Source organism: Legionella lytica (assembly GCF_044626755.1).
GTDB lineage: Bacteria > Pseudomonadota > Gammaproteobacteria > Legionellales > Legionellaceae > Legionella > Legionella lytica_A.
Map to the genome: position 1 here is coordinate 112727 of NZ_JBGORX010000003.1, position 12098 is coordinate 124824.

A 12098-nucleotide genomic window follows, 5' to 3' on the forward strand; every position below is an offset into this window, starting at 1 on the left:
TAATCCTCCTGGATAAAAAATAAATTTAAAAGGGCAATTTTTGTCATAGTACATGAAAATTTGGATGTAGAGTAGGGGATGTACTCGTTCAAGCCAAAGCGTGTTGCAGATTGCTAGGATTGGCTAAGCGCAGTGATTTTTAAGGAAAGCCTGGTTGCAAGCAGAACTTTTATTCAGAAATTATCTCTACAATGGCTTTTACCCATAGAGGATGTGCGTTTAAACAAGGTACTACAATTAATTGGGTTCCGCCTAAAATTTGCCATTGTTGTTTTGCACTGATGCTGATCTCTTCTAAGGTTTCAAGACAGTCCGCAACAAATGAAGGACAGACGATTACTAATTTTTTTATGCCTTGGGCGGCAAGTTGATTGAGTCGTTCATCGGTGTACGGTTTTATCCAGGGGGTTTTTCCTAAGCGAGACTGGAATGCGGTGCTGTATTGCTGCTCTGATAATTGCAGTTCTTGGGCTAATAAGCGACTGCTTTGGTGGCATTGGGCTTTATAACAGCCTTGGTTCTGCTCGGAGATTATCGGGCAGGCATCAGTACAGACTGATTTACAGTTATTTTTAGTAATCTGGCGCTCAGGAATTCCATGATAACTAAAAAGAATATGTTCATATTCTTTAACCTGTTCTTTAATCACGGCTGTTTGTGCTTTGATATAGGCTGGGTGTTGGAAAAAATCACGGATTACTGTTATTGAGGGAATTATATCCCAGGAACTAATAATCTTTAGGGCTTCTTCAATAGATGAGCCGCTTGCAGCTGAAGAATATTGGGGATATAAAGGTAAAATAGTAATCGATTCGCACTGTTTGAGCCGGTTTAATTGTTCTGCAATGGATGGCTCGCCATAACGCATTCCTAAGACCACGCCATACTTAGCACCTAATTCTTCTTGAACTTGGGTTAGTAGGTTCTGACTATGCCACAGTAGCGGGGAGCCACACTCAGTCCAAATGGCTTGATAAGCATGGGCAGATCGCTTGGCTCGAAAAGGTAGTACAAAGACATACACTAGGATATAACGAAGTAGGGCCGGCAAATCAATAACACGTTTGTCGGTTAAAAATGCGCGTAAATAGCTACGAACAGCAGGGACCTGTGGGGCTTTAGGAGTCCCAAGATTAACAAGTAATAAACCACGTCTCATTAGACAATATTGATCTTAATAAAATTAGAGGCATCATACCTGAATATGGCTCCGAATTCAGTAATTAAGGCAAATTTAGTCGGAGCGGCATTATTAATTAACATGAGTTTGGCATCAAAGGCAGCTAAATGACTTTGACGCGAAACGAAGTTAGGCAATTATAATGCCGCATTAGCTGATTAGGCTGGTTCTAGTTCAGCAGCTTCAGTAACTACAAACACATTTGCTGCATGAAGACCTTTATCGCCTTGTCCCACTTCATAGGTTACTACCTGCCCAGGGACTAATGTCTTATAGCCAGTGCCATGAATTGATGAAAAGTGAACAAAAATATCATCGCCACCTTGTTCTGGAATAATAAATCCCCATCCTTTGGCATTATTAAACCATTTAACTTCGCCCCTAGCCATATCAAATTCTCCTTTTGCTCTAGTTCTCAATTGCTGCAATGTACTGAGCAATTGTATTCCTTTATCCTTAAATGAAGCCTAATCATGTAATTAGGTAGTTTTACCATAACGTAAAATGCCCTCACTACTCAATAGAATTTTCGGCGTATAAGATAAATTTTTTAAAATGGACGCTGAACTAAGCTATTTGAAGACAATTTGTATACTTTAGTAATAATTAATCGCATGGCCGTCTGTTAGACGGCATGCTGGCTTTGGTCTATATTTACATCAGGAGATTGTTTTTAGTACATCTCCTTCGGGGATATAGGAGAGAATCTGTGCCAAAAATTATTTTTTGCTTTGCAGGAACAGGTGATATCGGCGAATCGAGCGCGAAGAAAATGGAAGAGCGCTCAGCATTTGATGAGGACGTAATACGAATACACTTAACCGGTTGTCAGCACCCTAAAATAGGGGGCAGTGTCTTATTTCCCGATCTCGAGCGAGGTATTAACAATATCAAAGACGCTTTTGATAAAGAGGGTAATCTCAATTTAGGTAAGTTAATTGAAAATTTGGGAATGGCAAAGGTTACTTATAACGAACAAGGCTTTGCTGAGGACAATCTCGGGGGCGCCATCGTTCGCATTGAGCCAGAACAATACCGGGACTGGCGGGGCATCCTACCTATAGATAAGATAGTAACCCAAGGGTTTAGCCGAGGTGCTGTAAGTGCTTTGGGGCTTGCACGATCTCTTGATGATTTGGGAAAACCTATCCATATAATTGCTAACCAACCTGTTCCGGGTGGTTCTGACAGTGTTGTGGAGGGAACGGGTATCTACACGAAATATAAAGATTTAAGCCAATGTAAAAATATTAAATCGGCAACTACCTTGATCGCATCCCATAATTTGGAAAATGGAGTATTTATGAATGCTTTTTTCCAACAAATGATTGCCAATTTTCCAGAGAGCACCAAGGTTAATAACTGGATGATGCCGCATCAAGGACACCTACAGTGGTTTTATAATACGGTTGTGAGTCACCATATGACCAATGTGCTGAAAGAAATAGGGTTTAGTTCAAGCACAGCAGATCACTTATATCGGATAGAATGGGAGTATGCTCGAAATCCCACCTTATTTTTTACCCCTAAAGAACTCGCGCAAAAAGTTTTTGGGGACAATAGTCGTATCATTGTAGATCCGGCATATTCAGACATGATGAAAAGGCAGGCTGGTCAAATAATGAGTGATCTAGGCATGGAGCACACATTCATTAGGTCTCATCAAAAAAATCAAAATAATGCCGAGCAAGAAAAGAAAGATACGGAGCGAGCAAGAGCTATTGTGGCGCTTAATAACTCTTCTTTAAGCTCAGAGAAGAAAGTAGAAATCATGAGGTTTATGAGCAGTGATGCCTCTAAAGCAAATCAACTTATTGGAATTATTAATAAGGCGAATGATTGTTGTGCTTATATAGAAGCAACAACCAGGAAAGAAGTGTATCAGCGAAATGCCTCAATGGAAATTGTTCGCACCAGTTATACAACGGATAAGTCTCAAGCGGTACATAGAGAAGCAACCGAATTTAAAACGATACTCTTTGAAAAGAGTTATAATTTTCTTACCAATGCAAACCCTGGAAAGGCTGATAAAATAGACTTTATCGTGACTGTAGCGGCTGCAGAAAAAAAATTTCATGATAATGCAACGGAATTGAGTCGAGATTATGACGGCATCCGTGTGGCGCTTAAAGTACTTTTGACCGCTCTGGTGAAGTTGACCGGCTTGCATGTTTTAAATAAGGATATTAATCGTGCATTGGACACTGGTTTTTTGTTTCATACCCGCTCCAGTAAAATTGCGCATCATGCAACAAGCGAAATCATCAATTCGGTTACAGCAGACCCTGAACCTTTGCAAGACAAACAAAAATCCTTCAAAGAGCACTTGACAGAATTGCGCTCTTCCTCTGAAATAGAATCAGAACAAGACGAACAGGGTTTAATAAAACCTGGGGGCTGATTCGGCCCGGTTCTTACTGTAATGAGTTTTGAATAATTGGTGCCTTAATAGTTTCTTAAGCTATTTGTGTTATCTTAGAAGTTATATGTGTCGCAAGAGGAGTTTTAGATGAGCAGCCATGCCAGAATGTTAGGAAGATTAGGCCTATCTACCGTTGTTGAGCCTCGCCACGCCAAACAAGCAGATGTTGAATCTGAACTGCAAAGCGATGACACCCCCAAATTAACACTTTCAGCCCGACCTGTGCCTGATATGAAAAATGTATTAATGAATGCTTTAGGTGGCCCATCTAAACAATTAACGCCAATGGATAAATGCTAGGAAAACAAATTACTGTTTATTTTATCGCAGCGCATCCATAGAAAACAAGTCGCACAAAAACTAGCATTTTGAAGCATCTTAGGTATATACTTTTTCCATAGATAATTTATTTTTTGAGGTATAAGTATATGGCTGCTGGGGGCTTTGCTGAAACAGCGCACTGGAGGGATTCTGCGCGCAGTGCTCGTTTCTTTCTGGTGGATGCACGTGCCGCGTTTCCTTTATTTATATTTCTAATGCATATTCGAGTTTGGACAGGGGTTGTTGTACTTATTTCCGCAATTTTTTTTGGTATCATCGAACATTATGGCTTTACTGTGCCGGTATTCTTACGTTGGATAAGAGGTTTCCTAGCAGGGAATCTTAAGTCTGCACAACCATGGTGGCGGTGATAAATGGAACGAACTATTAGTCAATGTATGGGCATCATTGCTGCAAGTATGAATGCCAAGTTTTACTTGAATGACCGATTTGTAAGTTATGATGAAGTGTTTGCAGAGACCGGCCTATTACCGGCAATTGCCAAGCGAGCAGATCAATTATGTTCTTTGTGCCTAGGTTATGGCTTGGGAGCAACATTTGATGAGTCAGAAGGGGCTTTATTAGGGTTGCGTGTCGTTTTTGATGAAGTGACACCTAATGTTTTGCGGTTGTTGTGTATGACGGATGTAGTAAATGAATTAGTTCAAGGTGGTCCAAGTAAAGATTATACCCCCTTGGATGAGTTAATGTATGACTAAGCGCGTCATTTTTAAGTGAATTGTAAAGAATTCGAAAGTAAATTGAAATTTGTGTTCACTTTATAATTTGTTTTGTTAGACTCAGGTTATAGGTATGAGTTTTTTGAGGAGCAGTAATATGGCAGCATCAGATAGATATAAAATTACTCTTTTCCAAACTAGCGGTGTGAATTTCGCTACTGGGTTGAATTCTGTAAGTGCAATGGTTCCAATGACACCTGAAGATGCTCATCGGATAGTAGTCAACCCATTGAACATTGCAAAAACACAGACAGAAAAGGCTGCGCATGTTCGAGCTGATTTTGAGCCTAATCAAAAAGCTGCCGAATTATTAAATAACTGTTATAACCGTGTAGCTTCTGTGATGAATAATAAGAACACCATAGAGCAGGAAAATACAGTGGAGCAAGAAAATACAGCGGCAGCAGATGATGTAGTGTCAACTCCTTCTTTTAGAATATAGTCACGTATTGTTCGTAGCTTAATGCGGGAGGCTGTTAGGCCTCTCAATAGATAGAGTGTTGGGGTTTATGAAAGAAATACTCTCAGATCAACAAAATGAAGCAATTCTTCAAGCCTTAGATGAGGCGATTAACAATGGTCCTTGGGAAGAGTCTAATTTCTTACGCGCCATTGGTAAAAATTTAAATGACATTCGGGAAAACTTTGTGAATCAGCTGGGGACGCGTACTAAGGCCCAAATACAAGCTGAAACACAACTAGCAAATCGTATGGCGCTCAGAAGTGGGCAGCAAGAAGTATTTGTGTCGCTTTATTCGGCTGATGGCTCAAACATCCAGTCTTGGGAGCGTATTGTTGCTAATTTACCAAGACAAATGATTTCGCGTCCTATTTATGCCTCTGAAGAGCATGTTAAAGCAATAATCAAAACTAAAGAAAACAAGATTAATGAAGCTTATTTAGGTATTTTTATTAATCAAAGCGCCGTCATTGCTCTTCCCCCAGATAAAGCCTTATCCGATAAATTAGGTAATTTTTTACTGACGTTGAAAGATAGAACCTTAGATCTAGATAACATTAGCCGTTTCGTGCACGTGTCAGGTGTGTATCATTATGATCGCGGCCGTTTAGTCAAAGAATCCGCTTAAGCTCGTCCTACTACTACCCTTTTCCAGGGGCTCGAGTAAAATGTATCCCGTATTCGCATCGCGTAATACGGGGCGAAGCATGCCTTATGTACCTATCGTTGTATGAGAAGGTGAGGATAGGGACCGCCAGAGAGAAGAATGCTGTCATTTTCCCCTTGAATTTCTCGCAAAAATGCCTCAGAGCAGTATATACTTGAATTAATGAAACTAATATAAGAGCGTATTAATGGCTCAGCAGCAACAACAAAACACCGATAGCGGTATGGCTCCCGTATGGATTACGGTGCTATTGTTTATTACTGTCTTTCTGGTTTGGAGAACAGGACATCAATATATTGTGATGTTTGTTTTTCAAATAAATATCTTGCAGGCGAAATTAGTTAACCTGTTCATTCATAGTGAGCAATTAACCAGCTTAATCTATCTGATGCAAACCATTGATCCAAATGCAGTCGACTGGGATCAGCTGGTGGATACCACGCGCGCTGTTGGTGATTTTATGCGTTATCCCGTAGTATTGGGTTTAGGGGTAATGGCCATTGTTATTTACCAATCTAATCTTAAATTGAAATACCGCAGAGCTCATGATATGAAGTCTTTACGGGCTCAGGAGCAATTCAACTGGCCGGCAATTATGCCCGTAGTAAAGGAAGACTTGGTGAGTCAGGATGTGAACGTGGGGCCCTGGGCTATGGCGCTAACCCCTATGGAGTTTGCTCGTAAACACCATTTGTTAAAAAAAGATGATGTCTTGTTGGATAATCCTGTTCCTGGTATGGAAATGACTGCGGGCCTAAGACGAGGAGATGCTAAGCGTGTCTTTACTTTACAGTTAGGCCCTTATTGGGATGGATTTGAACATTGTTCGCCTCAGGCTTATGCTTTGGCCGGAGTGTTTATGGCGCGTTTAAATCGTGACCGTGATGCAGCGAATAACATTTTATCTGTTTTAGATCGTACTTTTGTGGAAGGAAAACCTGATTTCTCAGTGGCTAGACCCATAGTCGAAAAATACAAAAATACCGAGGAGATCCAGGAAATAACCGGAAAACACGCCTATACTCTAACTGTACTTGCTTCATTACTAGAGAAGGCTCGGCAAGATGGGGTTGTTCCCAGTGCCGAATTTTTATGGCTAAAACCCGTTGATCGACGCTTGTGGTATATGTTGAATTGTGTAGGTAGACAAACACCTTATGCGGAAGTAGCAGGTGCCTTTGCCCATTGGCGTGCAGAGAAAGAAATGGGGCGACGTTCTTTAGTGCCAATGATCGATGAAGCAATTAGAGCTTTGGAAATCGCTGTGAAAGAAGTTAAATTATCACCTCGTCAAATGCAGGAGTTAGAACCATGATGCGCGGTATTGATTCTCGTCATGAATTAGATCCTACCCTCCTCCTTAGGGACACGCGAACCCTAACGCAGAGAATGGCAGATTTTTTTGGTGATCCGACAAACGTTTCGATTATTCTCTTTTCCCTGGCTGCTGCGTCATTCTATATTTCTGAAGTAGCAACCTTGTTATTGATAATCGGTGGTGGAACCTTTGCTTACAGTTATACACGTAAACAAAAACTTCCTTTTAGACTACCCCTTATCTCCCGAGTAAAAGATTACAATGACTTGAAGCCTGGTATCAATAAGCCCAATACGGCTCGAGGCATTGCATTTTTTGGCAATGACCGTAAAAGTGGAGAGGAATTATGGTTTGCCAACGATGACATGCGTACCCACGCGTTGATTTTCGGTTCAACCGGTAGTGGTAAAACAGAATGTTTGGTTTCTCTTGCCTATAATGCTTTGGTTCAAGGTAGCGGCTTTATTTATGTGGACGGAAAAGGGGATAACTCCCTTTATGCAAAAGTATTCTCCATGGTGCGGAGCATGGGACGTGAGGATGATTTATTACTAATTAACTTCATGACTGGTGCGCGAGATATTGTGGGGCCTCAGGAAAAAAGATTATCTAATACCCTTAATCCATTTTGTCAGGGTTCTTCCAGTATGTTAACACAGCTGGTGGTGAGCTTAATGGGGTCCTCCCAAGGTGGTGGCGATGGCGACATGTGGAAAGGCCGTGCGATAGCATTCGTTGAGGCCTTAATGCGTTTATTAGTTTACATGCGCGATGATGGCGCGATTCTTTTGGATGCGAACAGTATTCGTAACTACTTTGACTTAACTCGCTTGGAATCCATCGTGGTTGATAAAGTCTTTCCACGTGACGATATGGAAAGTATTAACATTGAGCAGGTTCCAAAGTTGGTTACAGACCCCTTACGTAACTATTTAAATACCTTACCTGGTTACAATAAAGAAAAAAAAGGGAAACAAGTATCGCAAGTATTGGAACAACATGGTTTCATCACCATGCAGCTTGTACGAAGTTTCTCTTCTTTAGCAGATACCTATGGGCACATCATTCGTACCAACTTGGCCGAGGTGGACTTTAAAGATGTGATCTTGAATCGTCGAATTTTGGTTGTGTTATTGCCCGCACTAGAAAAATCACCGGATGAGTTGGCAAACTTAGGTAAGATTATCGTGTCATCCTTAAAAGCGATGATGGCAGCAGGTTTGGGGGAAGACGTTGAAGGGGATTACCGTGACGTTATCTTAAGAAAACCGACTAACGCACCTACACCTTATATGTGTATTCTTGATGAGTACGGATATTATGCAGTGCAAGGGTTTGCGGTGGTACCTGCTCAGGCGCGTTCGCTTGGATTCTCCGCTATTTTTGCGGGCCAGGATTTGCCGGCATTCCAAAAAGCATCTAAAGAAGAGGCAGCATCAATCGGTGCAAACACCAACATTAAAATTTGTATGAAACTGGAAGACCCTACGGAAACCTGGGACTTCTTTACCAAAACTGCGGGTGAGGCTTATGTTACTAAGGTTGACTCATTCCAGGCTAAAGAAAATACCATGTCGAACAGCTATGCGGACAGCAAGAGCTCTTCATTTGAAAAAAGAGCGCGGGTCGATCTTTTAGACCTTAAAGAGCAAACCGAGGGTGAGGCGCATATATTCTTCAAATCAAAAATTGTTCGTGCCCGTATGTTTTATGCGAACCCCAAACCAGTTAAGCAATTAAAAATCAACCAATTCCTAAAAGTTGAGCCACCACCAGATGAGTATTTAATGAAGTTGCAAAAACAGTTAACTTCATTCCTGTCCATTCTTGATAGTGGTGATTTGACGATTAATAAGACAGCGGATAGTGAAGAAATTACACTCATCAGTAAGTTATTGCGCGAATCTACCGTAAGCGAACCGATTGAGCGTGGCGTAACTGCCTTAATTGCATTCCACAATTTTAATGAACCAGAGCCGGTTGAGGAGTTAATTGAGGAAGAAGTTGAGGGCGCCTTAACCATATTTAGCCCATTACGTGTCAACGTAGGGGATCCTCCGTTACTAGTGCGTGATAAAGAAACCTTCTCGGAATCCTTATTACCAATTAATGAAACGCGTAATCAAATGCTGACGATTGAGCGTCTATCGGGAGCTAAAGATAAATATGCGGGCACGGTCGCTAATGAGTTAATTAAGGACTTCCAATTGGCAACCAGTTATCCGCCTGAAGAGCGTGACTTTATCGATCCACATACCTTAACGGATATAGTCAGAGATCTAGCCGTTAAATTTGCAAGCGAACGTGATAAAGTAAACAAGAAGAATGAGGATGGATTAGAATAAACCTCAATGTTTCCGAATTCCCGCGGGTTTGACCGCGGGAGCCATTATTTAAATTCCTTCAACAACGGTCGGATTAATAAAGGTCTTAATTTTTCGAGAAACTAAAAATAAAAATACGGCTCCCGCAACAGCCCACATTCCTAATTGTTCAAAAATAGATAAATAGCGCTCATTAGTAAGCGTTGGTGCAAGAGCTTCGTTTTTTACCATTTCATTGGCAAAATAATGCGACAATGAGGCCGCTGCACCTGCAATCATCATCCATGAGCCCATCATTAAACCTTGTAAATGTGTCGGAGCAATACGGCCAATCATTGCATAGCCTACAGGCGCAATCAGCAACTCTGCGAGCCCCTGGAAAATAAAATAAGCGATAATCCACGAGAGGCATACAAATCCCTCTGCGCCAGCGAAGTTGATCCCGCAGGCCAGGGAAAAAAAGGACAGCGCTAATAAAATAAAGCCACAGGCGAATTGCCTGGAAACAGAAAAATTAAATTTAGTTTGCAGCGAACTGATGCGCAGGAACAGTATTGGGGCACAGGCAATAATGACCAAGGGGTTTATATTTAATAGCCATTGAGTGGCAATCTCATAGCCGAAAAGATGTCGATCCGTATTATTTTTAATAAAGAGAATGACTCCCATTGGACCCGTGAAATAAATCATCCAAAACAGTACGGAAATAATTGCCAGGAGTAAATAAGCCATAATGCGCTCTTTATCTTTTGGAGATTTTTGGTGATACCCGAGATAGAGAATAATTAAAAACATGAGCGAACTTAGGCTGACAACCAGGCCATTGCTTATTTGGGTTGCTTTAAAGCAAAGCATCAGGAAGGGAATGCAACCCAGTGTAATTAAGGTGCCTATGCAATTAATTCTTAGACGTTGCGATGAATTCACTTGAGTTAAGGGAGTGTTTATGTCTACTAAAATGGGCCAGTTGCGTAAGATAAAGAAGATCGTAACGATATCCATGAGAATCGCAATATAAAAGAGTCCCTGATATTGATTGGTGTAATCGAAGAAACCGCTTAAGGTATATCCTGCGCAAAAACCAATACTCATCATCGCATAACTAAGGATAAAAGCCGTCTCTCTACGTTCGTCTTCAGAGCTGAAGCGCTGAGTAAGCATATTGTTGTAGCAAGTAAAACTAATACCACAGCCCACTAAAAACATGCTTAGGCTGGCAAATAAAAGTGACATAGAGCGAGTAGCTAAAGCAAATAGACCAAAAATTTCAATTACTGATGCAAGCAGTAATAAAGCACGATTACTTAAAAAACGCCCTCCTAGCAGGCCACCAATTAATTGCAATACATAATTAAGTGCGAGAAAAAGCCCTACAATGCTATTGGATAGTCGATGTTCTACCTGTAATTGTTTGGTAAGAAACAAGGCAAGAGATGAATAAAGGGTAGCATAAGAAAAGGTGGTCAGAGCCTGCACCAAATAGAGTGCGATTATTCCTTTGGGCATAGGAGTTACTATTTGTTTCATCATTGATTTCATTAACGAGAGGAAACGAAACTTTAACATTAAAAGAGATATATGGTAAATATTTTTACAGATATGATGCATAAATGGACTGAAATTAATAAAAAAAATGTTAAGACATAAATAAATATTTAAAAAAATAGCAATTTATTTGAATTCATTGTAACGTAATGATTTGTAAATTTATCTTAACCTGGGTTAGTAGACTTTTTGTCAATTACAGCCATTCGAAGTGGTTTTTATTTTGTAACATGAGGGATCAAAAGTGAGATCAGTACTTACTAAATATATAGTCTGGCTAATTAGGGCTGTAGGAGCGATTGCCTTATGTATCATGATAACTTCGTGTGGTAGGGACTATTGGGCTTTACCCCCAGAGTTACCCAGAGGTCCGTGTAAAGATACTGGTGCTTGTGATACCACCATCATCAAATACATGAAAAAATTTAATAAGCATGGGGTGAAAGTAGTTAGCATTGGCCAAGACTACATGGTTAGCATTCCTGCAACCTATTTATTTCATCCGCAAACACCCAACATCAAATGGCGCTCTTATGGACTGTTAAATGATGTGGCAATATTTTTAAAACAGTTTCGCAAAATTTCAGTATTCATCACCGGATACAGTAGTAAATACGGATCTCCGGCCAGAGAACATGCGCTAACTTTGGCGCGTACTCGCGTGGTTGGTGAGTATTTATGGTCTCAAGGTATTGATAGCCGTTTTATCTTTACCCAAGGTTTAGGTAGTGATAAACCTATTATTGCGTACCCACTCGGTGGCGATTATTCCGCCAATGCGCGAATAGAAATTACCTTTAGGCGAGCTGCGGGTTAGGAGTAAAAATGAATCGTGAAGGTTGGGCCTTAATCAAAGAGAACAAAAGCTTTCATGTCAATGTGTTCCGACGGGGTTTAATTTCTTTAATTGTTTCTTTAGCATTGAGTTGTATTTTGGGTTTGTTAATGTTTTATGTCCATTTAAGTGAGCCTGAGCGAGATTTTTATGCTACTAGTGGGGTAGCTCCTCCAATAAAGTTGTCCCCTATGTTAGCGCCAAATATGTCATCACAGGCGTTGTTACCTCCAGATCCGCCCTCTGATGAGGAAGAAAAACTGATACCGCAATAAGCACAATAAAA

At 40.7% G+C, this 12098-nt stretch carries 13 protein-coding genes; 10 read left to right on the forward strand and 3 right to left on the reverse strand.

What is annotated here, in order from left to right; translation table 11 throughout:
- Positions 1-169: 169 nt before the first annotated feature.
- The gene (hemH, locus tag ACD661_RS10200; RefSeq protein ID WP_400187752.1) at positions 170-1159 is read right to left on the reverse strand and encodes a ferrochelatase; all 990 of its coding nucleotides are present in this window, start codon (positions 1157-1159) and stop codon (positions 170-172) included.
- A gap of 179 nt (positions 1160-1338) precedes the next feature.
- Positions 1339-1569 (reverse strand): cold-shock protein, encoded by a 231-nt coding sequence (locus ACD661_RS10205; protein WP_400187753.1) that lies wholly within the window; start codon positions 1567-1569, stop codon positions 1339-1341.
- Positions 1570-1889: 320 nt separating this feature from the next.
- Here ACD661_RS10205 and ACD661_RS10210 point away from each other — a divergent pair, with 320 nt between their 5' ends.
- The 8 genes from ACD661_RS10210 to ACD661_RS10245 all read left to right on the forward strand — a co-directional run bounded on the left by ACD661_RS10210 (position 1890) and on the right by ACD661_RS10245 (position 9453).
- A complete protein-coding gene (locus ACD661_RS10210; protein ID WP_400187754.1) occupies positions 1890-3581 on the forward strand; it encodes a hypothetical protein in 1692 nt (563 codons plus the stop codon).
- Between the two features lie 108 nt (positions 3582-3689).
- Positions 3690-3902: a hypothetical protein gene (locus tag ACD661_RS10215; protein ID WP_400187755.1), complete on the forward strand. Its 213-nt coding sequence runs from the start codon at positions 3690-3692 to the stop codon at positions 3900-3902.
- A 128-nt stretch (positions 3903-4030) separates the two neighbouring features.
- Positions 4031-4294 carry an IcmT/TraK family protein gene (icmT, locus tag ACD661_RS10220; protein ID WP_400187756.1) on the forward strand — a complete coding sequence of 88 codons (264 nt, stop codon included), beginning with the start codon at positions 4031-4033 and terminating at the stop codon, positions 4292-4294.
- Positions 4295-4297: 3 nt separating this feature from the next.
- The gene (locus tag ACD661_RS10225; RefSeq protein WP_400187757.1) at positions 4298-4642 is read left to right on the forward strand and encodes a type IV secretion IcmS family protein; all 345 of its coding nucleotides are present in this window, start codon (positions 4298-4300) and stop codon (positions 4640-4642) included.
- Between the two features lie 118 nt (positions 4643-4760).
- Entirely contained in the window at positions 4761-5105 is a 345-nt protein-coding gene (locus ACD661_RS10230) for a hypothetical protein (RefSeq protein ID WP_400187758.1), read from the forward strand.
- A gap of 67 nt (positions 5106-5172) precedes the next feature.
- A complete protein-coding gene (gene icmQ, locus ACD661_RS10235; RefSeq protein ID WP_400187759.1) occupies positions 5173-5751 on the forward strand; it encodes a Dot/Icm secretion system protein IcmQ in 579 nt (192 codons plus the stop codon).
- Between the two features lie 226 nt (positions 5752-5977).
- Complete coding sequence (gene icmP / locus ACD661_RS10240) at positions 5978-7105, forward strand: type IVB secretion system coupling complex protein DotM/IcmP (protein WP_400187760.1); 1128 nt, start codon at positions 5978-5980, stop codon at positions 7103-7105.
- The gene (locus ACD661_RS10245) at positions 7102-9453 is read left to right on the forward strand and encodes a TraM recognition domain-containing protein (RefSeq protein WP_400187761.1); all 2352 of its coding nucleotides are present in this window, start codon (positions 7102-7104) and stop codon (positions 9451-9453) included. Before icmP ends, ACD661_RS10245 begins: the two co-directional genes overlap by 4 nt.
- Positions 9454-9501: 48 nt before the next feature.
- Here the strand turns inward: ACD661_RS10245 and ACD661_RS10250 are convergent, their stop codons facing one another.
- Positions 9502-10962: a peptide MFS transporter gene (locus ACD661_RS10250; RefSeq protein ID WP_400187762.1), complete on the reverse strand. Its 1461-nt coding sequence runs from the start codon at positions 10960-10962 to the stop codon at positions 9502-9504.
- Between the two features lie 259 nt (positions 10963-11221).
- Between ACD661_RS10250 and icmN the strand changes: the two genes are divergently transcribed.
- Together icmN and icmM are read left to right on the forward strand one after the other, a co-directional pair.
- On the forward strand, positions 11222-11794 hold the full coding sequence (gene icmN, locus ACD661_RS10255; protein WP_400187763.1) for a type IVB secretion system protein IcmN/DotK: 573 nt from the start codon (positions 11222-11224) through the stop codon (positions 11792-11794).
- A gap of 8 nt (positions 11795-11802) precedes the next feature.
- Positions 11803-12087, forward strand: coding sequence for a type IVB secretion system protein IcmM/DotJ (gene icmM / locus ACD661_RS10260; RefSeq protein ID WP_400187764.1), 285 nt, complete (start codon positions 11803-11805; stop codon positions 12085-12087).
- The last annotated feature ends 11 nt before the right edge of the window (positions 12088-12098 follow it).